Source organism: Streptomyces sp. NPDC014991 (genome assembly GCF_043080665.1).
GTDB lineage: Bacteria > Actinomycetota > Actinomycetes > Streptomycetales > Streptomycetaceae > Streptomyces.
This window is the reverse complement of record NZ_JBIBVY010000002.1, coordinates 77,614-100,447: the sequence shown is the minus strand read 5'-3', so window position 1 is coordinate 100,447 and position 22,834 is coordinate 77,614. Positions and strand designations below refer to the sequence as shown.

22 protein-coding genes and 1 pseudogene are annotated in these 22,834 nt (G+C 70.7%); 13 read left to right on the top strand and 10 right to left on the bottom strand.

Annotated elements, in window-relative coordinates:
• Positions 1-39: 39 nt before the first annotated feature.
• Entirely contained in the window at positions 40-420 is a 381-nt protein-coding gene (locus ACF1BE_RS04505) for a hypothetical protein (protein ID WP_392197486.1), read from the bottom strand.
• A 189-nt stretch (positions 421-609) separates the two neighbouring features.
• On the opposite strand from ACF1BE_RS04505, the pseudogene ACF1BE_RS04500 reads away from it, so the two are divergent.
• A pseudogene (locus ACF1BE_RS04500) lies at positions 610-964 on the top strand (VOC family protein).
• Between the two features lie 153 nt (positions 965-1,117).
• Here the strand turns inward: ACF1BE_RS04500 and murJ are convergent.
• Complete coding sequence (murJ, locus tag ACF1BE_RS04495) at positions 1,118-2,926, bottom strand: murein biosynthesis integral membrane protein MurJ (RefSeq protein ID WP_392197485.1); 1,809 nt, start codon at positions 2,924-2,926, stop codon at positions 1,118-1,120.
• A gap of 229 nt (positions 2,927-3,155) precedes the next feature.
• On the bottom strand, positions 3,156-3,362 hold the full coding sequence (locus ACF1BE_RS04490) for a hypothetical protein (protein ID WP_085574018.1): 207 nt from the start codon (positions 3,360-3,362) through the stop codon (positions 3,156-3,158).
• Between the two features lie 69 nt (positions 3,363-3,431).
• On the opposite strand from ACF1BE_RS04490, the gene ACF1BE_RS04485 reads away from it, so the two are divergent.
• Positions 3,432-4,202 carry a transposase gene (locus tag ACF1BE_RS04485; RefSeq protein ID WP_392197484.1) on the top strand — a complete coding sequence of 257 codons (771 nt, stop codon included), beginning with the start codon at positions 3,432-3,434 and terminating at the stop codon, positions 4,200-4,202.
• A gap of 287 nt (positions 4,203-4,489) precedes the next feature.
• On the opposite strand, the gene ACF1BE_RS04480 is transcribed toward ACF1BE_RS04485, so the two are convergent.
• Both ACF1BE_RS04480 and ACF1BE_RS04475 read right to left on the bottom strand, forming a co-directional pair.
• The gene (locus ACF1BE_RS04480) at positions 4,490-5,095 is read right to left on the bottom strand and encodes an RDD family protein (RefSeq protein WP_392197483.1); all 606 of its coding nucleotides are present in this window, start codon (positions 5,093-5,095) and stop codon (positions 4,490-4,492) included.
• A 305-nt stretch (positions 5,096-5,400) separates the two neighbouring features.
• Complete coding sequence (locus ACF1BE_RS04475; RefSeq protein WP_392197482.1) at positions 5,401-5,892, bottom strand: MarR family transcriptional regulator; 492 nt, start codon at positions 5,890-5,892, stop codon at positions 5,401-5,403.
• 83 nt (positions 5,893-5,975) lie between these two features.
• On the opposite strand from ACF1BE_RS04475, the gene ACF1BE_RS04470 reads away from it, so the two are divergent.
• From ACF1BE_RS04470 to ACF1BE_RS04430, 9 genes are all read left to right on the top strand, one after another.
• Complete coding sequence (locus tag ACF1BE_RS04470; protein ID WP_392197481.1) at positions 5,976-6,410, top strand: HGxxPAAW family protein; 435 nt, start codon at positions 5,976-5,978, stop codon at positions 6,408-6,410.
• Positions 6,410-7,282, top strand: a complete 873-nt coding sequence (locus ACF1BE_RS04465; protein ID WP_392197480.1) for a DUF2797 domain-containing protein — start codon at positions 6,410-6,412, stop codon at positions 7,280-7,282. The genes ACF1BE_RS04470 and ACF1BE_RS04465 overlap by 1 nt, the downstream gene beginning before the upstream one ends.
• Positions 7,283-7,442: 160 nt before the next feature.
• Positions 7,443-7,850, top strand: coding sequence for an antibiotic biosynthesis monooxygenase family protein (locus ACF1BE_RS04460; RefSeq protein WP_392197479.1), 408 nt, complete (start codon positions 7,443-7,445; stop codon positions 7,848-7,850).
• Between the two features lie 101 nt (positions 7,851-7,951).
• The gene (locus tag ACF1BE_RS04455) at positions 7,952-8,692 is read left to right on the top strand and encodes a response regulator transcription factor (RefSeq protein WP_356819245.1); all 741 of its coding nucleotides are present in this window, start codon (positions 7,952-7,954) and stop codon (positions 8,690-8,692) included.
• On the top strand, positions 8,689-10,323 hold the full coding sequence (locus ACF1BE_RS04450; RefSeq protein ID WP_392197478.1) for an ATP-binding protein: 1,635 nt from the start codon (positions 8,689-8,691) through the stop codon (positions 10,321-10,323). Before ACF1BE_RS04455 ends, ACF1BE_RS04450 begins: the two co-directional genes overlap by 4 nt.
• Before the next feature lie 13 nt (positions 10,324-10,336).
• A complete protein-coding gene (locus tag ACF1BE_RS04445) occupies positions 10,337-11,872 on the top strand; it encodes a glycosyltransferase (RefSeq protein WP_392197477.1) in 1,536 nt (511 codons plus the stop codon).
• The gene (locus ACF1BE_RS04440; RefSeq protein ID WP_392197476.1) at positions 11,869-14,076 is read left to right on the top strand and encodes an ArnT family glycosyltransferase; all 2,208 of its coding nucleotides are present in this window, start codon (positions 11,869-11,871) and stop codon (positions 14,074-14,076) included. The genes ACF1BE_RS04445 and ACF1BE_RS04440 overlap by 4 nt, the downstream gene beginning before the upstream one ends.
• 52 nt (positions 14,077-14,128) lie before the next feature.
• On the top strand, positions 14,129-15,514 hold the full coding sequence (locus ACF1BE_RS04435) for an MFS transporter (protein WP_392197475.1): 1,386 nt from the start codon (positions 14,129-14,131) through the stop codon (positions 15,512-15,514).
• Between the two features lie 170 nt (positions 15,515-15,684).
• A complete protein-coding gene (locus ACF1BE_RS04430) occupies positions 15,685-16,443 on the top strand; it encodes a TetR/AcrR family transcriptional regulator (protein ID WP_392197474.1) in 759 nt (252 codons plus the stop codon).
• Here the strand turns inward: ACF1BE_RS04430 and ACF1BE_RS04425 are convergent, their stop codons facing one another.
• The 4 genes from ACF1BE_RS04425 to ACF1BE_RS04410 all read right to left on the bottom strand — a co-directional run bounded on the left by ACF1BE_RS04425 (position 16,444) and on the right by ACF1BE_RS04410 (position 20,982).
• Positions 16,444-16,914 carry a PPOX class F420-dependent oxidoreductase gene (locus tag ACF1BE_RS04425; RefSeq protein WP_392197473.1) on the bottom strand — a complete coding sequence of 157 codons (471 nt, stop codon included), beginning with the start codon at positions 16,912-16,914 and terminating at the stop codon, positions 16,444-16,446.
• A 107-nt stretch (positions 16,915-17,021) separates the two neighbouring features.
• On the bottom strand, positions 17,022-17,843 hold the full coding sequence (locus tag ACF1BE_RS04420; protein WP_392197472.1) for a YceI family protein: 822 nt from the start codon (positions 17,841-17,843) through the stop codon (positions 17,022-17,024).
• A 102-nt stretch (positions 17,844-17,945) separates the two neighbouring features.
• Entirely contained in the window at positions 17,946-20,474 is a 2,529-nt protein-coding gene (locus tag ACF1BE_RS04415; RefSeq protein WP_392197471.1) for an MFS transporter, read from the bottom strand.
• A gap of 13 nt (positions 20,475-20,487) precedes the next feature.
• On the bottom strand, positions 20,488-20,982 hold the full coding sequence (locus ACF1BE_RS04410; protein ID WP_392197470.1) for a MarR family winged helix-turn-helix transcriptional regulator: 495 nt from the start codon (positions 20,980-20,982) through the stop codon (positions 20,488-20,490).
• Positions 20,983-21,198: 216 nt separating this feature from the next.
• On the opposite strand from ACF1BE_RS04410, the gene ACF1BE_RS04405 reads away from it, so the two are divergent.
• Both ACF1BE_RS04405 and ACF1BE_RS04400 read left to right on the top strand, forming a co-directional pair.
• On the top strand, positions 21,199-21,393 hold the full coding sequence (locus tag ACF1BE_RS04405; protein WP_392197469.1) for a hypothetical protein: 195 nt from the start codon (positions 21,199-21,201) through the stop codon (positions 21,391-21,393).
• A gap of 36 nt (positions 21,394-21,429) precedes the next feature.
• Positions 21,430-21,552 carry a hypothetical protein gene (locus tag ACF1BE_RS04400; RefSeq protein ID WP_392197468.1) on the top strand — a complete coding sequence of 41 codons (123 nt, stop codon included), beginning with the start codon at positions 21,430-21,432 and terminating at the stop codon, positions 21,550-21,552.
• 226 nt (positions 21,553-21,778) lie between these two features.
• Here ACF1BE_RS04400 and ACF1BE_RS04395 read toward each other — a convergent pair whose 3' ends face one another.
• On the bottom strand, positions 21,779-22,720 hold the full coding sequence (locus ACF1BE_RS04395; protein ID WP_392197467.1) for an RNA polymerase sigma factor SigF: 942 nt from the start codon (positions 22,718-22,720) through the stop codon (positions 21,779-21,781).
• Positions 22,721-22,834: the final 114 nt, after the last annotated feature.

Genomic DNA, 22,834 nt, shown 5'->3' with positions numbered 1-22,834 from the left:
TTCCCAAGCTGATGGTGCGGTACCCAGTCCAGACGGGCCTCAGTAAAGGATGGTCCTCCAGCGCTCGACCCACAGCAGTCGTCCACTGCTCGTATCGAGCACCTGCACTCGGTCGTCCCCCACCTGCCGAACAGTGCCGTAGAGCGTCCTTTCCGGAAGGTCCGCTCTGACGATGTCGTACACGTCCAGGTCGTCCTCGACCGGACGGGACCACGAATGCCCGCATCGCCCGCAGGTGTAGCCGACTGCACCCCGCTCCGCGGCCGGCACGAGGCTGCCCGTGCGGACCTCCTCGGCCAGGCACCGGGGGCACGGGTCGGCGGTGTGCGCGCCTACTGATCGGGACATCGGCCGATCCTGCATGACAGCAACGAAGTACAGCAACCCCAGCAACCGGCAGTGCCCGACGCTGACGCTCACAGCTCCCACCGCAGCCTGTATGACCTCTGCTGACCGATCTCTGTAGAGCTACGGATCAGAAGGGTGCAGGTTCGGATCCTGCCGAGTGCACAGCATGCCAGAGGCCCTGTGGAGTGATCCACAGGGCCTCTGGCTTTTGTCTCGACGGCGATGTTTGACGGCAGCCGCCGTCAGGGGGAGGCTCGCCGGATGACCCTGGAATGGAGACACGTCATCGTCCATTCGGCTGATCCGGTGGCCTTGGGGCAGTGGTGGGCCGAGGCCCTCGGCTGGGTGGTGGTCCACACGTCCGACGTGGAGTTCGCGATCTGCCCGGCGCCGGATCGCCTGCCGGGGCTGGAGTTCGTCCGGCTCGACGAGCCCCGGAAGGCCAAGAGCCGACTGCATCTCGACTTCGTACCGGACGACCAGGCACGCCGAGGTGGCCCGCCTGGTGGCTCTCGGGGCGCGGCGTGTCGACATCGGCCAGGGTGACCAGTCGTGGGTCGTCCTGGCGGACCCCGAAGGCAACGAGTTCTGCGTCCTCGGCCGGCGGTCCCCGTGAGGCTGCCGGCTGGGCGATGAGGACGGGGCCGGGGCGCAACGTCCCGGCCCCGCTTTGAACTACCTGCCGCCGTCCGTGCGTGCGCGCCGGACGGCTATGGGGACACCGGCCGCGCAGTCGTCCGGCTTCCGGGTCGTTGCCGCCCACCCGAGCTCATCGGCCCAGCCGTGCTCGAAGCATGCCCGTCACGGTGTTGAGCTCTTCGACGCGCGTGATGCGGGCCATTGCCGCGAAGACACTCAAAAGGACGACCGTACCGACTGCGAGAGCCACGAGCGAACCTGTAGCAGAATCGCCCAACAGATTCAGGATCACGAAACTCGCCGCACCCGCCATTCCCGCAGCAGGAATGCAGGCCGCGACAAGCCGGGTGTATGTGCGTGCGACCCTGGAGCCGTCCAGGTCTCCTCCCAGACGGCGGCGAAGACGCCGCCAAGCGACCCCCACGCCCACCGCATAAGCGAGGCCGTACCCGGCAGCCATACCGGTGACAGCCCATCGTGCGGGCAAGAGCCAGAAGCTCATCCCAGCCACGGCGGAATTCACCACCGCGACGATCACGGTGTTGTAGAAGGGCGTTCGAGTGTCTTCGTAGGCGTAAAAACCTCGTAGTACCACATACTGGGCCGAGAATGGAATGAGGCCCAATCCGAATGCCATGAGCGTGTACCCGATGTTCTGGGCGCCTGTGCCCGATCCGGCGTACAAGAACGTGGAAAGCGGAATGCCGACGGCCAAGAATGCGAAGGCGCACGGGACGATCGCCACAGCGGAGGTGCGGAGCCCGTAGGAGATGTCATCGCGTACGGCACCGGTCTCGTTGTCGTGGGCCGCCCTGGAGATGCGGGGAAGAATCGCTGTCATCACGGAAACGGTGATGATGGCTTGCGGCATCTGCCAGAGCAGCAGCGCATAGTTGTATGCGGTGATACCGGTGCCTTCATGGTGTTGCTTCTCCGCGATCGCCCCTGCCCGCGTTGCAAGCTGAGTGACCACGATCATGCCCAGCTGATTGGCCAGGACGAACAGGAAAGTCCATTTCGCCAGACCGGCCGCCTTCCCCAGTCCATGCCCGCGCCAGTCGAGACGCAGCCTGATGCGAAAACCGGTCTCCATCAGGTAGGGAACCATCGAAAGCGCCTGAACCACGAGGCCCAGTAGCGTGCCGACCCCCAGAAGTCGAACGCCTTCAGGGGAGATGTTGTGGACGGTCACCCCGGAGGTGGAGAACTTCCCGAAGGCGTAGATGAATGCACCGAAGGTCGTGATGACGACGATGTTGTTGAGGACCGGCGTCCACATCATCGCTCCGAAGCGGCCGCGGGCGTTCAGTATCTGTCCCATGACGACGTGCACCCCCATGAAGAACATGGTGGGCAGGCAGTAGCGTGCGAACGCGACAGTGACAGCCATGCGTTTGGGATCGGACGCAATATCCGGTGAAAGCATGTGGACGAGGTAAGGGGCACCGAGGACGCATAGAGTCGTGACCGCACCCAGGAGCACCATCACGAGTGTCATCAGACGATTCGCGTACGCCTCGCCTCCGTCGTCATCCTCCTTCATCGCCCGCACCAATTGCGGAATGAAGACCGAGTTGAGTGCTCCTCCGCCGGCCAACACGTAGATCATGGTCGGCAGGACGTTCGCGACCTGGTAGGAGTCTCCCAGAGTGCCGACCCCGATGGCTGCGGCCATGACCAGCGTTCGAACGAATCCGGTTAACCGGGAGACAACCGTCCCGGCTGCCATGAGGGCGCTCGACTTCAGAAGACCTTCGGTACGCCCCGGGGTTGCGGCACTTCCCCTCGCGAGGTTCTCGTCCTTTTCCGGTGTCAGCCCTCCAAGAGCACTGTGACCAGGAACCTTGCCCAGCTGGATGGTGGGCTGATCCGGCCACCCATCAATATGGCCGGCGCTGTCCTCGCTCCTACGGGGGGCGGTATCGAATGAGCCGTCCATATTGCTCCCTGTTCGGCAGCCAGGTGTCGGTCGGCCGCTCGGTCCGTGGTGTGGATCAGCGTCTCACCTCATGTACCGACGGATCGAACGCAGTCGATAAGGGTGCCGCTGGTGACTGCCAGAGCCCCACTTGCGCAATCGCAAAGCGTAAGGGATTCCCTAAGAGCCGTCCCGTAATTGATGAGCAGGCGTTAAGGGGTAGTCCTCGGGCCCGTATGCAAGTCGAGGTTCACCTGCCGCCCGACTTGATCCATGGCCATTTCACGATGCAGACCACGACAGGGGCGACGAGCATGGCCAGCAGCCACAGGCCCACGCTCGCTGGAGAGTAGATGTAGTAGCGCCAATGCTCTGGCAGGGGCGACGGCGCAAGCAGGAGCAGGATCAGCGTGGCCCATGTGGCCAGCACGGCTGCTGCCATGCGTGCTGCGGTCATCCCCATCGGCCCCCTCAACGATGTTCGTCTCTATGGATTGGATGATAGGGCGAATGAGATGATCTTGGCGTGGCTGGTGTGATCACGACGTCGGAACCGTTCTGGATAGCCCCGTTCTCCGGGCTGAGCCCGCGGCAGTTCGGGAAGCTGGTGACGGTACTGCGCCGCGCAGGTGCGGACGCGGTACGCAGGGGCCGGCCGTGGAGCCTTCCGCTGGAGGACCGGACGCTGCTGGTCACCGCCTACTGGCGCACCAACCTGACGATGCGGCAGCTCGCTCCGCTGTTCGGGGTGTCGAAGTCGGCGGCGGACCGGATCATCGACCACCTCGGGCCGATGCTCGCGCTCCAGCCCCGCAAGCGGTTCGCCAGGGAGACTGTGCTCATCGTGGACGGCACCCTGGTCCCGACCCGGGACCACGCCATCGCCGAGCAGTCGAAGAACTACAGGTACTCCACCAACCACCAGGTCGTGATCGACGCCGACACCCGCCTGGTCGTCGTAGTCGGCCGGCCACGCGCAGGGAACCGCAACGACTGCAAGGCATGGGAGGAGTCAGGCGCCAAGGCTGCCGTCGGCAGGACCCTCACGATCGCCGACGGCGGCTACCCAGGCACTGGACTGGTTGTCCCGCACCGCCGTGAACGCGGGCAGACCGAGCTCCCGGACTGGAAAGAGGAACACAACAAGTCCCACAAGCGGGTTCGCGCCCACGTCGAGCACGTCTTCGCCCGCAGGAAGGCCTGGAAGATCCTCCGCGACTGCCGCCTCAAAGGCGACGGCGTTCACCACGCCATGCTCGGCATCGCCCGGATGCACAACCTCGCCCTCGCCGGATAGATCAACGGGCCGCGCAACGACCAACCGTGCCCGAGGTCGGACAAACTGAGCAGCCTCCGGGGAAGTGCGCGCCGGTTCTCAGCGTCCCCTTCGACAGGCCAGGACGATCCCGACCGTGCTCAGTACCGCGATCACGATGACGAACCACGTCGGCATCAGCTCGAGGCCTTTGTAGGCGACAGTCGTGGTCCTGGGCATCGAACCTCCTCCGGCGGGCGCGGTGTTCGGGTGCCCGCCGTCCAGGCCGTGATGCCCTGCCGTGCGCAGCGCCGGCCGCGGCACGGTGGTCACCGGGTCCGGGCGTCCGCCTGGGCGGGATGGTCGGGGGAGGGTGGCCGTAGCTGGTTCGCCCGGTCGGTGACGACCAGGGTGGTGACCATCTTGTCCCACAGTTCCTGCCGGTTGCGGTCCCACAGGAGCCAGAAGTACGGGATCAGCAGCGTGAAGGAGGCAAGGACGCCGATGATCCCCTTCGCGATGAACTCCCGGACGAACATGCGCCCCCACCGGGCGGTGCCCGCCTCCGTGATGTGGACGACTCTCATGTGGAGGAGCTGCTTGGCGGGCGTCTGGCCGTGCCGGAAGACGATGAACGCCCAGATGAGCCAGCCGATGCCGAGCGTGCAGACGAACAGTGCCCCTTCCAGCAGGTAGCCGCCGAAGCGGAGTCCGGCGGTGGAGAGCGCGATGCCCCGCGGGAGGAAGAGGACCTGGCCGCAGAACTGGCAGCTCGGCTCGATCCCGGTCGCCTGCCCGCAGGCCGTGCACGCGCTTCTCGGGGCGCACGCCGTCGGGGCGGCCAGCGCCGCCGCTGATGCCGGCCGGGGGCGTGCGGACCATCGCTGTCCCGGCTTGGTCCCCGTACCTCGGCTCTCGCCCGGGTTCGTGGTCATGACCGACTCCCTCGGCACACCCCAGGTGCCTGGTGTCGTGTTCGCGCCCACTGGCGGAATGAGCCGGCCACAACCCTGCGGATGTTCCTCGCCACCACATCCGGAGAGGGGCGAACGGACGGGACGAACGGCCGTCTGCTCTCGCACCGGGCGGAGGAAGGGGAGTCCTCCGCTGTGCTTCACGTCGGACGCGGAGTCCGGCGGCAGGCGGGATGCGCCCGCGGGGCCTACGGCGACGCGGGCAGGACCTGATACCAGGGGAACACGGGGGTGCGGTCCCCGCACCTCGATCACGGGTGAACGGCTCAGCACTCCTCGTCCGGGTCGTTCCGGTTCAGTTTCTCCAGATATGTGTGGGCCAGGGCTGTGGCGCGGGTGAACCAGTCGGTGACGACCGCCAGTTCCTCCGGGGAGTAGTCGGAGAACAGGGCCGTCAGGCGTTCGTAGTGGCCCGCGTACACCGCCTCGACGCGGGTGACGGCGGCCGGTACGGCGGCCACGCGGACCCGGCGGCGGTCCATGGGGTCGGGGCGGCGGGTGACGTAGCCGGCGCGTTCCAGGCGGTTGAGGATGCCGGTCACCGCGCCGGTGGTGACGTGAGCGCGGGCCGCGAGGTCGCCCGCCGTCAGCAGGTTGTCGCCGGCCTCCAGGACGAAGCCGAAGCAGGTCAGGTCGGTGACGTTCAGGCCCAGCCGCCGGGCCAGTTCCTGCTGTCCGATCAGGTGAGCGGCGATGAGGTGGTCCATCGCCGACAGGGCCTGGGCCGGAGTGGCGGGTGGACGCGGCGTGCCGTGCATCTTTCGTTATTCCTTAGCGTGTGAGATATTCGGACCGTAAATCTCTTAGTGTGTGAGGGAAACCGGTCCCCTGGAGGCGTTCCATGAGTCTGTACGACGAGGGTCACACGATCGCCGGGTGGACCGGCGTCGGCATCGCGACCTCGGGCGGCTGCGTGGTGGGGTGGGGGGTGTGCGTGGCCTCACTTCCCGTGATCGCCGGCGGACTGGCCGTCGTGATCCTGAGCGTCCTGGTGACCTGGTTCCTGCACCTGTCCGGCTGGGGCAAGCCACCGGGAGTGCGGCCGCGGTCCGAGTGGGGCATGCGGACCCGGGACACCCGGGCCCGGCAGGGCCACGCCGGCTGCGTCGGCTGCCGGCTGGCGGGCCGGCACCGTGCGACCGCGGTCGCACCGCCGGCGTCCGTGCCGTCCGCACGGCGGACATCCCGAGCGGAGTCGCAGGTCACCGGCGGTGGGGTGGGAGATCGGCGGTACGGGGCCGCCACTGTCAGTGCCCCCCTCTACCCTGACGAGTGATGGCACAGGTCTGGAGATGCGCGGGGCTTCGGTGGGTGACCGGTGGGCCCGTGCTGGAGTGGGGTGGTGGGCGGCGTAGTGCGTTGCCCTGGGGGAAACGGGTCGTGTTCGCGGTGCCGGAGGGGGGCGTGCGGACGTGTGCGGGGGCGCGGGGGCATGCCTGCCCGCGGGGGGCCGCCGTGCCGGGGCGGAGCACGGGGGCCCGGTGCGAGGAGTGTGCGCGGCTGGACCGGGCGCATTCCGTGGCCGCTGACACGATCGCGGACGATCCGCGGCCGTACCGCGTGTATCTGGCGTGGTTCGGGCCGGGACTGGTGAAGGTCGGCATCACCGCACTCGACCGGGGGCCGGCCCGGCTGCTCGAGCAGGGCGCCGTCTGCTTCAGCTGGCTCGGCACCGGTCCGCTGATGGCCGCCCGGCGCACCGAGGAGCTGCTGCGGGCCGCGTTGCGGGTGCCGGACCGGATCGCGTACGCCGAGAAGCGTGCCGTGCGGTCCGCGCTGCCGGGGACGGAGGCGGAGCGTGCCGCCGAGGTGCGGGAGCTGCATGCCCGGGCCGTCGCGCTCACCGGGTGGCCGGAGTCGCTGCGGCGGGAGGCCTGCGAAGTCACCGACCATGTGCGGGCGTTCGGGCTGGAGGAGGTGCCGGCGGCGTGCGGCGAGGTCGTGGAGCTCGTGCCGGGCGGCGCCGTGCACGGTGAGCTGGTCGCGGCTGCCGGGCCCGATCTGCATCTGGCGGTCGCCGGTCTCGGGGCCGTCGTGCTGGACACCCGGCTGATGACCGGGTGGGAGCTGGCCCCGGTGGCCTCGCCGTCCGGCACGCTCACCGTCCCGGTACGGCAGTTCAGGCGGAGGCAGGACGGGTTGTTCTGACGTGAGCGGGACGGGTTGGTCCGACGTACGGACCCGGTGGGGCCGGTCCGGTGGCGTACGGGCCCCGTGAGGCCGGCAAGGTCAAGAATCGGATCCCGCACGGATCCCTTTCGGTCAGGAGCATGGTCCGCGCGGCCCTTCGGCAGTCATCGTGGCCGGTATGAGCGATCAGCCCGCAACGACAACCAAAGCCGCCGCGGACGCAGCCGCCGCCGGCCCCGTCGCCGCTCCCGTCACCGAGCCCGTACCTCCGTACGAACCGCCGTACTACGCGGTCGTGTTCACCAGCGTCCGTACCGACCACGACCCCGACGGATACGACCGCACCGGCGCCCGTCTCTCCGGGCTCGTCAAGGACATCCCCGGTTTTCTCGGTGAGGACCTCGCCCAGACCCCCGGTGGGCTGACGATCTCCGTCGTCTACTTCCGCGATCTGGCCGGGATCGAACAGTGGCGCCGCCATCCCGAACATCTGGAGGCCAAGCGGCAGGGGCGCGAGCACTGGTTCGACCGGTACGTGATCCACTTCGCGCGGGTCGAGCACAGTCACGCCTTCCAGCGCTCCTGATGCGCCTCCCAGGGATCACCTGAGAGGTTCATGTGCGGTTCTCAGAGAAAACACAGATTCCGGCAAGCGTCTTCTCAGAGGACCCCGACAGGGTGTCCGGCATGACCACGACCTCGCCCCAGGGGCGCACCGAACTGCTGAGGCCGGACGGGAGCCCGGTCCGCGTGCTTGTGGTGGACGACGAGCTGTCGATCACCGAACTGCTGAGCATGGCCCTCCGTTACGAGGGCTGGCAGATCAGGAGTGCGGGGGACGGGCAGGGTGCCGTGCAGACGGCCCGTGAGTTCCGGCCCGACGCCGTCGTGCTGGACATGATGCTGCCGGACATGGACGGCCTGGCCGTGCTCGGCCGGCTGCGCCGTGAACTGCCGGACGTGCCCGTCCTGTTCCTCACCGCCAAGGACGCGGTGGAGGACCGTATCGCCGGACTGACCGCCGGCGGCGACGACTACGTCACCAAGCCGTTCAGCCTGGAGGAGGTCGTCGCGCGGCTGCGCGGGCTGATCCGCCGCGCCGGGGCCGCCGACCGGCGGTCCGACTCCGTGCTCGTCGTGGGTGACCTGACCCTGGACGAGGACAGCCACGAGGTGTCACGGGCCGGGGACGACATCCATCTCACCGCGACCGAGTTCGAGCTGCTGCGGTTCCTCATGCGCAATCCCCGGCGTGTGCTCAGCAAGGCGCAGATCCTGGACCGCGTGTGGTCGTACGACTTCGGCGGGCAGGCCAACGTCGTCGAGCTGTACATCTCGTATCTGCGCAGGAAGATCGACGCCGGCCGGGAGCCGATGATCCACACCCGGCGTGGGGCCGGTTACCTGATCAAGCCCGCCGTGTCATGAGCGGACGGCGACGGCCGCGTCAGCGGAAGCGGCGGGCGGGACAGCCGCGCACCCTGCGGACGCGGCTCGTCGTCGCGTCCGTGTCGCTGATCGCCGTGGTGTGTGCCGTGATCGGTACGGTGACCACGCTCGCCCTGCGCAGTCATCTCTACGACCAGCTGGACGGCCAGGTCACCGAGATCGCTGTCCGTGCGGTCGGTCACCTGCCGCAGCCGGGCGGCGGATCGGGCCCCGGGGCGCCCGGCGCGCCGGACACCGTGACACCGGCCGCGAAGGTCGGGAACCTGCTGACGAAGGGGCCGACACCCCTCGGCGCCGTCGCCGCCTACGTGCGGAACTCGTCGATCACGAACGCGGCCGTCTCCCGGAAGCAGACCTACGACAACGGCGCGTACAAGCGGTCGCGGGCCGACGGTCTGAGCACCGCGCAGAAGGCGGCGCTCGTCGCGGTGCCGAGGGACGGCAAGGCGCACACCCTGGAGATCCCGGGGCTCGGGAACTATCTCGTCAGGTACACGACGAGCTGGGACGGTGCCGACGCCTTCTACGTCGCCCTGCCCACCAAGGACACCGACGACAACGTCAACACCCTGATCCTTGTCGAGGTCAGCGTGACCGCCGCCGGCCTGGTCGCCGCCGCCATCGCCGGTCACGTCCTCGTCGGCGTCGCCACCCGCCCCCTGCGCAGGGTCGCCGCCACCGCCACCCGGGTCTCCGAACTCCCCCTGCACACCGGCGAGGTGAACCTCAGCGAGCGGGTCACGGAGTCCGAGTGCGACCCGCACACCGAGGTCGGCCGGGTCGGTGCCGCGCTCAACCGGATGCTGGACCACGTCCACGGGGCGCTGCACGCCCGGCAGCAGAGCGAGACACGGGTACGGCAGTTCGTGGCCGACGCCAGCCATGAGCTGCGCACTCCCCTCGCCTCCATCCGCGGATACGCCGAACTCACCCGGCGCGGGCGCGAACAGGTAGGGCCAGACACCCGGCACGCCCTCGGCCGGATCGAGTCCGAGGCGGGCCGCATGACCCTCCTCGTCGAGGACCTGCTGCTGCTCGCCCGGCTCGACGCCGGCCGGCCGCTCCAGTTCGAGCAGACCGATCTGGTCCCGCTGGTCGTCGACACCGTCAGCGACTCCCGCGCGGCCGGCATGGACCACAAGTGGCGCCTGGACCTGCCCGACGAACCGGCGCTGGTCTCGGCGGACGCGGCACGGCTGCAACAGGTGCTGGTCAACCTGCTGGGCAACGCCCGCAAGCACACCCCGCCCGGTACGACCGTCACCGCGCGCGTGCAGCGGCGCGGGGCCTGGATGTGCGTCGACGTGGAGGACGACGGGCCGGGCATCCCGCCGGAGCTGCTGCCGCACGTCTTCGAGCGGTTCGCGCGCGGCGACTCCGCGCGGTCCCGCGCCACCGGGTCCACCGGCCTGGGGCTCGCCATCGTGCACGCCGTGGCCGCCGCGCACGGCGGCGCCGTGACCGTCGACAGCGTGCCCGGCCGCACGGTGTTCACCGTGCGCCTGCCCGCGCTCGCCCCCGCCGCCCCGCAACCCTCCCCGGAGACCGGCGGGCATGCGTTCTCACAGGCACAGCACAGTGCCACCACACGGGCGCGACAGGCCACTTGACGAGAGTCGGTCCATGCGAACCGACTCTTCTCCCGGCACCCTGCCGGCGCGGGAGCACCTCCCGGCCACAGACGCCGGAACGCCTGTCCTGGACGTAGTGATCCCCGTCTACAACGAGGAGACGGACCTCCGGCCGTGCGTCGTCAGACTGCACGCGCACCTCACGCGCACCTTTCCCTACGCGTTCCGCATCACGATCGCGGACAACGCGTCCACGGACCGTACCCCGCTGGAGGCGGCGCGGCTGGCGGCGGAGCTCCCCGAGGTCGGCACCTTCCGCCTGGAGCAGAAGGGACGGGGGCGGGCACTGCGGACCGTGTGGTCCGCGTCCCAGGCGCCGGTCCTCGCCTACATGGACGTCGACCTGTCCACCGACCTCAACGCCCTGCTGCCGCTGGTGGCGCCCCTGATATCGGGCCACTCCGACCTCGCGATCGGCTCCCGGCTCGCCCGTGACTCCCGGGTCGTACGCGGCCCCAAGCGCGAGTTCATCAGCCGGGCCTACAACCTGATCCTGCGCGGATCGCTCCAGGCGCGCTTCTCGGACGCGCAGTGCGGCTTCAAGGCCATCCGGCGCGATGTGGCCCAGGTGCTGCTGCCGCTGGTGGAGGACACCGGCTGGTTCTTCGACACCGAGATGCTCGTGCTCGCCGAGCGGGCCGGCCTGCGGATCCACGAGGTGCCGGTCGACTGGGTCGACGACCCGGACTCCACCGTGCACATCGTGCGGACGGCCACCGACGACCTCAGGGGTGTGTGGCGGGTCGGCAGGGCCCTGGCCACCGGTTCGCTGCCGCTGGACCGGCTGGCCCGGCCCTTCGGCGACGACCCGCGCGACCGCGAACTGCCCGACGTGCCCAAGGGACTGGCCCGTCAGCTCGTCGGGTTCTGCGTGGTCGGCGGCCTGTCGACCCTGTTCTACCTGGCGCTCTACAGCGTCTTCCGGCAGTTCTCCGGCTCGCAGATCGCCAACGCGCTCGCGCTGCTGGTCTCCGCCGTGGCCAACACCGCCGCCAACCGCCGGCTCACCTTCGGGGTGCGCGGCCGGGGCGGCGCCGTACGCCACCAGGCGCAGGGCCTGGTCGTCTTCGGTATCGGTCTCGCTCTGACCAGCGGCTCCCTGGCCGCCCTGAGCGCGGCGACCACCGGTCCGGCCCACTCCACCGAGCTGGCGGTGCTCATCGCCGCCAACCTCGCGGCGACCGTGCTGCGGTTCCTGCTCTTCCGCGCCTGGGTCTTCCCGGACCGCGACGGTTTCGGCGGCGGTCCGGCCCACAGCGTGACCACACCGGCCGACGGCACGACGGCGCCGTACGCACCGTTGCCGCAGCGCCGGGTGCCGGAGCAGCAGCCGCACGACCGGCAGCCGTACGAGCCGCAGCCGTACGACCGGCAGAGCCACGAGCGGCGGTCGTACGAGCCGCCCTGCCGGCCGTACCGGACCACCCAGATCCGCGCCGGTGACGCCGCGGACGGCACCTGGAGGGACGGCACCATGCGGTCGCAGCCGGTGCGCCCTCACGACAACGACCCGGGGGATGCCCGATGACCACCCACTACGACCCGCCGACCGCACCGCAGGGCACCCCGGGCGGCGGGGAACCCTCCCCGGCCGGACCTTCCCGGGCCCCCGGGGCCGGCGAGCCGCGGCAGCCGCTCGTGCGCGGGCTGTGGCGCGGCCGGCCCGAGGACCCGCGCTGGGCCCGCCCGGCCCTCCTCGGCCTGCTGGCCACCACCCTTCTGCTCTACCTGTACGACCTCAGCGCCTCCGGGTACGCCAACTCCTTCTACTCGGCGGCCGTCCAGGCGGGCAGCACGTCGTGGAAGGCGTTCTTCTTCGGCTCGCTGGACGCGGGCAACGCCATCACCGTCGACAAGCCGCCGGCGTCGCTGTGGCCGATGGAGTTGTCGGTCCGGCTCTTCGGCCTGCACTCCTGGGCGATCCTGGCTCCCGAGGTGCTGATGGGCGTGGCGACCGTCGCCGTCGTCCACGCGTCCGTACGCCGCCGGTTCAGCCCCGCGGCCGGTCTGATCGCGGGCGCGGTGCTCGCGCTGACCCCCGTCGCGGCGCTGATGTTCCGGTTCAACAACCCCGACGCCCTGCTGGCCCTGCTGATGTCGCTGGCCTGCTTCCTCGTCGTCCGGGCGCTGGAGGACGGCCGTACGAAGTGGCTGGTGTGGGCCGGTGTCGCGATCGGTTTCGCGTTCCTGGCCAAGACGCTCCAGGCGTTCCTGATCCTGCCGGCGCTCGCGGCCGTGTACGCGGTGTGCGCGCCGGTGCGGCTGCGGCGGCGGTTCGGACAGCTGGCCGCGGCCACGCTCGCGCTGGTCGTCTCCGGCGGCTGGTGGGTGGCCGTCGTCGAGCTGTGGCCGGCCTCCTCCCGCCCGTACATCGGCGGTTCGCAGAACAACAGTTTCCTGGAGCTGACCTTCGGCTACAACGGTCTCGGCCGCCTCAACGGCGACGAGACCGGCAGCGTGGGCGGCGGCGGTGGTGGTGGCACCGGCATGTGGGGCCGGACCGGCTGGGACCGGATGTTCAGCTCCGAGGTCGGCGGCCAGATCTCCTGGTTGCTGCCCTCAGCGCTGATCCTCCTCGTCGCCGGCCTGGTGGCCACCCGCAGGCTCGGGCGGACCTCCGTCACCCGTGCCTCGTTCCTGGTCTGGGGCGGTTCGCTGCTGATGACGGCGGTGGTGTTCAGCTACATGGCGGGCATCTTCCACCAGTACTACACGGTGGCCCTCGCCCCCTACCTCGCCGCGGTCGTCGGCATGGGCGCCGGGCTGCTCTGGGAGAAGCGGCGGGAGCTGTGGGCGTCGATCGCGCTCGCCGCCTCCGTGGTCGCGGCGGCGGCCTGGGGTTACGTCCTGCTGAACCGGACCTCCGGCTATCTGCCCTGGCTGAAGTGGCTGGTCCTGGTCGGCGGGCTCACCGCAGCGTTCGGCCTGGTCTTCGCGGGCCGCGTGCCGCGGCGGCCGGCGCTCGGGGCGGCTGCGGTGGGTCTCGTGGCCGCGCTGGCCGGACCGACCGCGTACACGCTGAGCACGCTCGGGCAGGGCCACACCGGTTCGATCGTCACGGCGGGCCCGGCGGGCGCGAGCATGATGGGCGGCCGGGGCGGCGGTCCGGGCGGTGACGGCATGCCGGGCGGCTTCGGCGGCGGGGCTCCCGGGGGACAGGGGCAGCAGAACCGGCAGGGGCAGAACCGGCAGGGCAACGGGTTCCCGGGTGGTGGCGGCTTCGGCGGAGGCATGCCGGGCCAGAACCAGCGGAACGGCAACGGCAACCCCCAGACGCAGCCGGGCCAGCCCGGCCGGCAGAACGGCAACGGCTTCCCCGGTGCCGGCCGCAGGGGCGAGGGCGGCCCGGGTGGCGCCGGCGGGCTGCTCAACGGCACGAGCGTGTCGGCCGGGGCCAGGAAGCTGCTGGAGAAGAACGCCTCGGCGTACACCTGGGTCGCCGCCTCCATCGGCTCCCAGAACGCGGCCGGCTACCAGCTCGCCACGGGGGACCCGGTGATGGCGATCGGCGGCTTCAACGGCACCGACCCCTCCCCGACGCTCGCCCGGTTCAGGGAGTACGTCGAGGAGGGGAGGATCCACTACTTCATCGCCGGCGGCGGTATGGGCGGTGGCATGGGCGGCAACAGCGGGAGCGCCTCGCGGATCAGCTCGTGGGTCCAGAGCACCTTCACGAAGGTGACGGTCGGTTCGGCCACGTTCTACGACCTCACGCGCAAGGCCGGCGGCTGACCCCGTCTACGGACGCTGTACACCGTATAGTCCTCGCTATACGGTGTACGGCATGTCCTCCCCCCATGGCCATCCGAGGCGCTGGGTGATCCTCGGTGTCATCTGCCTCGCCCAGCTCACGGTGCTGCTCGACAACACCGTCCTGAACGTGGCCATCCCCTCGCTGACCCGGGAACTGCACGCGGCGACCTCCGACATCCAGTGGATGATCAACGCGTACTCGCTCGTGCAGTCCGGACTGCTGCTCACCGCGGGCAGCGCCGCCGACCGCTACGGCCGCAAGAAGATGCTGATCACCGGGCTCGCCCTGTTCGGCACCGGCTCCCTGGCGGCCGGACTCGCCGGCTCGACCGGGCAGCTGATCGCCGCGCGCGCCGGGATGGGCATCGGCGGCGCCCTGCTGATGACCACCACCCTGGCCGTGGCCATGCAGATCTTCGCGCCCGCGGAGCAGCCGAAGGCGATCGGTATCTGGAGCGCGGTCAACGCACTGGGCTTCGCGTGCGGCCCGCTCATCGGCGGCTTCGTGCTCGACCACTTCTGGTGGGGCGCGATCTTCCTGATCAACATCCCGGTCGCGGCGCTGGCCCTTGCCGCGGTGGCGGCCCTGGTGCCGGAGTCGAAGAACCCGCGCGGTGACCGCCCGGACCTGCCCGGTGCGCTGCTGTCCACCCTCGGCATGGCCTCGCTCGTCTACGCGGTCATCTCCGGTCCCGCGCACGGCTGGACGTCGGCGCGCGTGCTCGGTACGGCGGCGGTGGCGCTGGTGGCCCTGAGCGCCTTCGCCTGGTGGGAGAGCAGGGCCGACGCGCCGATGCTCGACCTGCGCTTCTTCCGGGACCGGCGGTTCACGGGCGCGGTCGCCGGGGCCGTGCTCATCACGTTCGGTATGGGCGGCGCGCTCTTCCTGCTGACCCAGCACCTCCAGTTCGTGCTCGGGTACGGGCCGCTGGAGGCCGGTCTGCGGACCGCTCCGCTGGCGCTGACGGTGGTGGCGCTCAACTTCACGGGCATCGCGGCGAAGTGGTCGGCCCGGCTGGGCACACCGCCGTCCGTCGCCCTCGGGATGGTGCTGATGGCGGCGGGGCTGGTGGCCGTCGCCGAGGTGGGCACCGGCGGCTACACCGGCACACTGCTGGGGCTGCTGCTGATCGGCGCGGGATGCGCGGTCGCGAACCCGGCGATGGCCCACGCCATCATGAGCGCGATCCCCCCGGAGAAGGCCGGGGTGGGAGCCGGGGTCAACGGAACGCTGGCCGAGTTCGGCAACGGGCTCGGTGTGGCCGTACTCGGAGCCGTGCTCAGCTCCTCCCTGGCGTCCGGTAAGTCGCTGTCGGCCGGGCTGGGGGCCGGGCAGCTGGTGGGATCGGTGGCCGTGCTGGCCGGGGGGTTCGTGGCGGCGGGGCTGCTACGGCGGGCGGAACGGGTGTCCGCCTGACAGTGCCGCGTGATGCTGAGGGCGCCGGTGGGGGGGGTAGCCGGGGGACGGCGGGTACACGTGCGGCGCGGGGTCCGGTTCGCCGCGTTCCGGCTCGGTGCCGCGCCCCCTGCGGGCCGGCCGCGGCCCTAGCATCTTGAGCGACATCCGAGGTGGAGGAAGGTGCGCCGGTGACGAAGGCAGCAGGTCGGTCGGCGCGGCACAGCGTGTGGCTGGCGGACAGGGCCCGCCGCGGCGGGCGCAGCGGGCAGCCCTCGGGACTCGACCGGGAGCGGATCACCGAGGCGTCCGTGCGACTGCTGGACGCGGAGGGCCTCGCCGGGTTCTCCATGCGGCGGCTGGCCGCCGAGCTGAACGTCACCGCGATGTCCCTGTACTGGTACGTCGACACCAAGGACGACCTGCTCGAACTCGCCCTGGACGCGACCTACGCCGAGCTGCGGCTGCCCGACCCGGAGAACACGGACGAGGACTGGTCCGAGCAGCTGCGGGAGCTGGCCACCGCGTACCGGACGCTGCTGGTCCGCCATCCCTGGGTGTCCCCGCTGGCCGGGCGCTACCTCAACATCGGACCCCGGTCGCTCTCCTTCTCCCGCGTGGTCCAGCGGGTCGTCCGGCGGGCGGGACTGCCCGCGCACGGGGTGACCGGGGCGATCGCGGCCGTCTTCCAGTTCGTGTACGGCTACGGCACGATCGAGGGCCACTTCCTCGCCCGGATCGCGGACACGGGGCTGAGCCCGGACGAGTACTTCGAGCAGGCCATGACCGTCGTGGCCGAGGCCCCGGGGACCGCCGAGGTGATGCGGGAGTCCAGGACCCTCATGGCGGCCCGCGGCGGCGACACGGTGGCGGAGATGATGGAGCGCGACTTCACCTTCGCCCTGGATCTGCTCATCGCCGGCATCGAGGCGATGGTCGCCCGCGGCTGACTACTCCTCGGGTGCCAGCCGTGCCGGGAAGCCGCCGGTGGCCACGGGACCCCACCGTTCGGGTGTCACCCGGATGACGGACTTGCCCTGCCTGACCATCGCCTGCCGGTACTCGTCCCAGTCGGGGTGTTCGCCGGCGATGTTGCGGTAGTACTCGACCAGGGGTTCCACGGAGTCGGGGAGGTCGATGACCTCGGCCGTGCCGTCGATCTGGACCCAGGGGCCGTTCCATTCGTCGCTGAGGACGACGAGGCTGACACGGCTGTCCCGCCGGGCGTTGCGGGTCTTGGCGCGCTCGGGGTAGGTCGACATCACGATCCGCCCGGAGTCGTCGACGCCGCAGGTCAGCGGGGACGCCTGCGGGCTGCCGTCGGCGCGGCGGGTGATGAGGAGGGCGCGGTGGCGCGGGCGGACGAAGTCCAGCAGCTCGGCTGCCGATACCCGGGTGTTGGACGCGATGTTCGGTGCCATGGACGCAGCCTAGGCCGAGGAGGCCCCGGTCGGCCTGTTCCTGCCAGGGGCAGGTCCGGCTGATCAGGGCCTCGGGGGTGTCATGTGGGGGGCAGGGCCCCGGGGTCTCAGGCGGCGGGCAGGGAGTCTCCCTGGACGGCCTGGATGTCCAGTTCCACCCTGAGGGTGGTGCCGATGGCGGCGATGCCGGCCTGGAGGACCTGGTTGTAGTTCATGGCGAAGTCCTCGCGGTGCAGTTCGGCGGTGGCCCGGAACGCGGCCCGGGTGCCGCCCCACGGGTCGGCGCCGGTGCCCAGGTAGGCCAGGTCCAGGTCGACGGGGCGTACGACACCGTGCAGGGACAGTTCGCCGTGCACGGTCCAGCGGTCCGGGGCGGCCAGGGTCAGGCCCGTCGAGCGGTAGGTGATCTCCGGGTGCCGTTCGACGTCGAGGAAGTCGCCGGAGCGCAGGTGGGCGTCCCGCATGCCGTTGCCGGTGTCGACGGAGGCCGCCCGGATGACCGCCTCCACGCGGGACTTGGCGACGTCGTCGGGCGCGATCTCGATCGTGCCGCCGAACTCGGTGAACCGGCCGTGCACGCTGGAGATGCCCAGGTGCTGGGCGACCGCGGCGACGGAGGAGTGCACCGGGTCGATGGTCCAGGGGCCGGGCGGCGGCAGTTCGGTGCCGCCCTGCCGGGTCAGCGTGACCGTGCCGACCTCGGCCCGGCCGCTCGCGGTGACGATCGCGCTGGACGCGGCGGGCGCGTACCCGACGGCGGTCACGATCACCGTGTACGCGCCAGGCGTCAGCTCGGTGGTGTCCCGCACGGCCCCCTCGGCGTCCGCCTCGGCCCGCAGCACCTGCGTGCCGGTCATGTCGGTCACCGTGACGACCGCGTGCGACACGGCCCACCCGTCCCGCGTACGGATCTTCGCGGTCAGTCCCATCCCGTTCTCTCCCTGGAAAAGCTCAAAAAATGGTCGTATGAGACCGGCCCGTGGCGGGCGCGCCCTCCGTTCAGGGCGCGCCGCCACGGGCCGGGGTGTGGACTACTCGCCGGGGTGGGCGAGTTCGATGTCGTGGCCGTCCACTCCGGGACCGGCCACGGTCAGCGCGGTGGCCACCGGGGGGTAGCCCGTCGCGATGACGGTGTACTCGCCGCTGTCCAGGTCGGTGAAGGCGTACGCGCCGTCGGTGCCGGTGGTGGCGGTGCCGGCCACGTTGCCCGCCTGGTCGACCAGGGTGACGCGGGCGTCGGCCAGCGGACCGTGCGGGGCCCGGACGACGCCCTGGAGGCGGGCGCCGGCGTCCAGGTCGACCTCGATCCGGGTGACGCCGGTGGCGCCGACCTCGACCGGCAGGGCGCGCGGCCGGAAGCCTTCGGCGTTGACCGCGACGGTCACGGTGCCGGGCACCAGGTCGGTGAGGGCGAAGTCGCCCTGCTCACCGCTGGCGGCGGTGGCCAGCAGGTCTCCGCGCACGTCGGTGACGATCACCATCGCGTCCTTGACCGGCAGCGCGCTCCCGGCGGCCCGGACCACACCGGTCAGCCCGCTGGTGCCGCTGAGGAGGATGTCGTACGACAGTGCGTCCTCGCCCACCACGACGGTGGAGGCCTGCGGCTGGTAGCCGTCGGCGGAGGCGATCAGGACGTACGAGCCGGTGCCCGGGACGGCCAGGGTGTAGGAGCCGTCGGCCTGGGCGACCGAGCGGCCCAGCTGGCGGCCCGCCAGCGAGATCAGCGTGACGGCGGCCTGCGGGACCGGGGCGCTCTCGGCGCCGCGGACGAAGCCGTGGACCGGGGTGCCGCCGGCGGTGCCGGGCTCGGCGGCCGAGGCGACGGCCGTCAGCTGCCGGGTGGCGGTCGCCGTGGCGGTGCCCTCGGACACCGGGGCGGCGGAGGCCGGGACCGGCTCGGCGGCGGGGGCCTGGGCCTCGGCGACGGCGGGAGCGGCGGCCGGGTCGGTCACCGGGGCCTGGGCCTCGGCGCCCTGGGCGAGCGCGCCCCTGGTCTTCAGCGGGACCTCCTTGATGAACAGCGTGATCAGGAAGGCGACGGCGGCGAGGAAGCCGGCGATCAGGAAGACGTCGGCGATGCCGTGGCCGTAGGCGCTCTCCAGCAGGGTCCGGATGGGGGCCGGCAGCTTGTCCATGTCCGGGATGGTGTCGGTGGAACCGGAGCCCCCGGCCAGAGCGGCCTGGTACTTGGGGCTGAGGTCGGAGACGCCGTCCTTGACGTAGTCGGTGATCTTGTTCGCCATCACGGCACCCAGCGCGGAGACGCCGACCGCACCACCGAGGGAGCGGAAGAAGGTCACCGTGGAGCTGGCCGCGCCGAGGTCGGACGGGGCCACCTGGTTCTGCGTGGCGAGCACCAGGTTCTGCATCATCATGCCGATGCCGAGACCCAGCAGGGCCATGTAGATGGCCATCTTCCAGTAGTCGGTGTCGTACCGGATGCCGCCGAGCAGCAGCAGGCCGGCCGTCACCAGGACGCCACCGCTGACCAGCCACGCCTTCCAGCGGCCGGTGCGGGTGATGAACTGGCCGGAGACGGTCGAGGAGACGAACAGACCGCCGATCATCGGGATGGTCATGACGCCCGACATGGTCGGGGACTTGTCCCGGGCCAGCTGGAAGTACTGGCTGAAGAACACGGTGCCGGAGAACATCGCGATACCGACGAACAGCGACGCGAGCGACGCGAGGGTGATCGTGCGGTTCCTGAACAGGCGCAGCGGGATGATCGGCTCGCTCGCCTTGGACTCGACGAGCACGAAGAGCGCGCCGAGGACGATCGAACCGCCGACCATCGCGTAGGTCTGCCAGGAGACCCAGTCGTACTTGTCGCCGGCGAAGGTCACCCAGATCAGGAGCAGGGAGACGGCGGCGGCGATGAGGGTCGCGCCACCCCAGTCGACCTTGACGTCCCGCTTGACCACGGGCAGGTGCAGGGTCTTCTGCAGCACGATCAGCGCGATGACCGCGAAGGGCACGCCGACGTAGAAGCACCAGCGCCAGCCCAGCCACGAGGTGTCGGTGATGACACCGCCGAGCAGCGGGCCGCCGACCGTGGCGACGGCGAACGTGGCACCGAGGTAGCCGGAGTAACGGCCACGCTCACGCGGGGAGATCATCGCCGCCATGACGATCTGCGCCAGGGCGGACAGACCGCCGACGCCGATGCCCTGGAACACCCGGAAGGTGATCAGCATGCCCGGGTTCTGGGACAGCCCGGCCGCCATGGAGGCGACCACGTAGATGATCAGCGCTATCTGGACGAGCGCCTTCTTGCTGTACAGGTCGGCGAGCTTGCCCCACAGGGGGGTGGCCGCGGTCATCGACAGCAGGGCGGCGGTGACCACCCAGGTGTAGGCGGACTGGCCGCCGCCGAGGTCCCCGATGATGTGCGGCAGGGCGTTGGAGACGATCGTGGACGACAGGATCGCCACGAACATGCCGAGCAGCAGCCCGGAGAGGGCCTCCATGATCTGCCGGTGTGTCATCGGGGCGTCGCCGTGGGAGCCTCCCCCGTGCTTGGCGTGAGCCCGCACACCGGCTGGTGTGGTCGTTGCCATGAGCTTCCTTTTCTTACGTGCTTGCGGGTGTACGGGTGGTCTCTTCGACTACGGGGGCGGGCAGCCGGAGCGGGGCGGACCGGCAGTCGCCGAAGGACGCGCGCAGGCGCGTCATCAGCCGGATCAGCTGGCCGACCTCCTCGTCGGTCCAGTCCGCCAGCCGCTCGGCGAGCAGGTGCGTGGTCCGCCGGGACAGCTCGACGAGCTGCTCCAGACCCTCGGGCGTCAGGCGCAGGATGCGCGAGCGCTTGTCCGCGGGGTCCGGGTGCCGTTCGATCCAACCGCGTGCGGCGACGTGCGCGACATGCCGGCTGGTGACCGACATGTCCACGGCGAGCAGCTCCGCGAGCTTGCTCATGCGCATGTCGCCGTGGCGGCCGAGCAGGGTCAGCACGGCGGCCGAGCCGGCCGGGCAGTCGGGCGGCAGGATCCGCCCCATGTCCCGTTTCACGGCTCCGACGGCACTGAGCTGACGCGCCAGCTCTTCAAACTGCGCCTGCCCGGCCATCACACCTCCCGTATTCGTTGCTTGAAGCAACCATAAAGGTGCTTGGTTGCTGAAGGCAAACAAGTAGGTGGCCGGCGGCGTAAAAAATTGGCAAAGGCAAGTATTGGTGGTGTAAAGAGGCAGGTGAGTCCGGGGAAGGTGTCCCTCGCCTCCCGGAGCCCGCCCCATAGGCCCCCGCTTGGGCCGCGGGGTGTGACTTCGCTAAGGTCTCGGGCCATGGCTAACACCCAGGGCCCCCAGGGCAATTACGACCCCGCCGGCAACACCCAGATGTTCCGCGCGTTCGTCGACGACGCCCCGCAGGGCCGGCAGCAGCAGGCGGCCTCCTCGGGCCCCCGCATCGGCCTGATCATCGGCATCGTCGTGGCGCTCGCCGTGGTGGCGGGAGTCGCCTGGCTGGCGCTCGGCTAACGCCGGCGGGCCCCGCTGCCCGCACGGACACGTCCTGTGTCCGACGCGCACGCCGACGACGCGGTCGATGCCGAGCGCGCCGATGTACGCCCGCCCGGGGTGCCGGAGACCGGCGGCGCGTGCCTCCTCGGCGTGCCCGGCCCACCGCCGTACCCGTGAGAGCGCCTCGTCCCGCCGCCGGAACCGGTGCCGCGCCAGGGCGGACGACGGACCTGCCCTGACCCCGGACACCGGCCCCGGACGGACGACGGCCGCCGACGCGGCCGTGACGGCGCTTCGGCGGCCACGCGTATCCGTCGTACGCGTCGTCCGTGCGACCCCGCCCGGTCCCGGCTCCCGTCGCTGACGGCTGTCAGGTCGGGGAATCCGGCGGGCGGTGGCCGGGTCAGTCCGAGATCAGTCCCTCTCGCAGCTGGGCCAGTGTCCGGGTCAGCAGCCGGGAGACGTGCATCTGGGAGATGCCGACCTCCTCGCCGATCTGCGACTGGGTCATGTTGGCGAAGAAGCGCAGCATGATGATCCGCCGCTCCCGGGGCGGGAGTTTGGCCAGCAGGGGCTTGAGGGACTCGCGGTACTCGACGCCCTCCAGCGCGCTGTCCTCGTAGCCGAGCCGGTCGGCCAGGGATCCCTCGCCGCCGTCGTCCTCGGGGGCCGGCGAGTCGAGGGAGGACGCGGTGTAGGCGTTGCCGACCGCGAGGCCGTCGACGACGTCCTCCTCGGAGACGCCGAGCACGGCGGCCAGTTCCGTCACCGTGGGCGAGCGGTCCAGCTTCTGCGACAGCTCGTCGCTGGCCTTGGTGAGGGCCAGACGCAGCTCCTGGAGGCGGCGCGGGACGCGCACCGACCACGAGGTGTCGCGGAAGAAACGCTTGATCTCACCGACGACGGTCGGCATCGCGAACGTCGGGAACTCCACGCCCCGTTCGCAGTCGAACCGGTCGATCGCCTTGATCAGGCCGATCGTGCCGACCTGGACGATGTCCTCCATCGGCTCGTTGCGCGAGCGGAAGCGTGCTGCCGCGTAGCGCACCAGCGGCAGGTTGAGTTCGATGAGGGTGTCCCGGACGTAGCCCCGCTCGGGGCTGTGCTCGTCCAGCGCGGCGAGGCGCAGGAAGAGCGAGCGGGACAGGGTGCGGGTGTCGAGGTTCGCCGTGGCCTGCGCGGCCGGGACAGCTTCGGCGGCCGGGGCGACGGCCGGGGACGGCACGGCTTCGAGGGCCGTGACACCCTCGAAGCCGTCGAGGACGTCGAGAGCGTCGAGCTCCTTGGGCGCTGCCTCGCTCATCGTGGGCGTCAGCACCTTCGAGCTGCCCTGGTCTGCGGACATGCCACCCCCTTTGGGTCGCGGGACGGTCGCGGCGGCGTCCTTCTCGAGCGACGCAGCCTTCACCTGAATACCGGAGCCGAAGCCTCGGCAAACGCGCTTCCCGCAGAATGTCAC

Bases quoted from the DNA above. Each gene is read 5' to 3' on its own strand.
- murJ (WP_392197485.1), bottom strand. From the start codon at position 2,926: ATGGACGGCTCATTCGATACCGCCCCCCGTAGGAGCGAGGACAGCGCC.
- ACF1BE_RS04490 (WP_085574018.1), bottom strand. From the start codon at position 3,362: ATGACCGCAGCACGCATGGCAGCAGCCGTGCTGGCCACATGGGCCACG.
- ACF1BE_RS04480 (WP_392197483.1), bottom strand. From the start codon at position 5,095: ATGACCACGAACCCGGGCGAGAGCCGAGGTACGGGGACCAAGCCGGGA.
- ACF1BE_RS04475 (WP_392197482.1), bottom strand. From the start codon at position 5,892: ATGCACGGCACGCCGCGTCCACCCGCCACTCCGGCCCAGGCCCTGTCG.
- ACF1BE_RS04470 (WP_392197481.1), top strand. From the start codon at position 5,976: ATGAGTCTGTACGACGAGGGTCACACGATCGCCGGGTGGACCGGCGTC.
- ACF1BE_RS04465 (WP_392197480.1), top strand. From the start codon at position 6,410: ATGGCACAGGTCTGGAGATGCGCGGGGCTTCGGTGGGTGACCGGTGGG.
- ACF1BE_RS04460 (WP_392197479.1), top strand. From the start codon at position 7,443: ATGAGCGATCAGCCCGCAACGACAACCAAAGCCGCCGCGGACGCAGCC.
- ACF1BE_RS04455 (WP_356819245.1), top strand. From the start codon at position 7,952: ATGACCACGACCTCGCCCCAGGGGCGCACCGAACTGCTGAGGCCGGAC.
- ACF1BE_RS04450 (WP_392197478.1), top strand. From the start codon at position 8,689: ATGAGCGGACGGCGACGGCCGCGTCAGCGGAAGCGGCGGGCGGGACAG.
- ACF1BE_RS04445 (WP_392197477.1), top strand. From the start codon at position 10,337: ATGCGAACCGACTCTTCTCCCGGCACCCTGCCGGCGCGGGAGCACCTC.
- ACF1BE_RS04440 (WP_392197476.1), top strand. From the start codon at position 11,869: ATGACCACCCACTACGACCCGCCGACCGCACCGCAGGGCACCCCGGGC.
- ACF1BE_RS04435 (WP_392197475.1), top strand. From the start codon at position 14,129: ATGTCCTCCCCCCATGGCCATCCGAGGCGCTGGGTGATCCTCGGTGTC.
- ACF1BE_RS04425 (WP_392197473.1), bottom strand. From the start codon at position 16,914: ATGGCACCGAACATCGCGTCCAACACCCGGGTATCGGCAGCCGAGCTG.
- ACF1BE_RS04420 (WP_392197472.1), bottom strand. From the start codon at position 17,843: ATGGGACTGACCGCGAAGATCCGTACGCGGGACGGGTGGGCCGTGTCG.
- ACF1BE_RS04415 (WP_392197471.1), bottom strand. From the start codon at position 20,474: ATGGCAACGACCACACCAGCCGGTGTGCGGGCTCACGCCAAGCACGGG.
- ACF1BE_RS04410 (WP_392197470.1), bottom strand. From the start codon at position 20,982: ATGGCCGGGCAGGCGCAGTTTGAAGAGCTGGCGCGTCAGCTCAGTGCC.
- ACF1BE_RS04405 (WP_392197469.1), top strand. From the start codon at position 21,199: ATGGCTAACACCCAGGGCCCCCAGGGCAATTACGACCCCGCCGGCAAC.
- ACF1BE_RS04395 (WP_392197467.1), bottom strand. From the start codon at position 22,720: ATGTCCGCAGACCAGGGCAGCTCGAAGGTGCTGACGCCCACGATGAGC.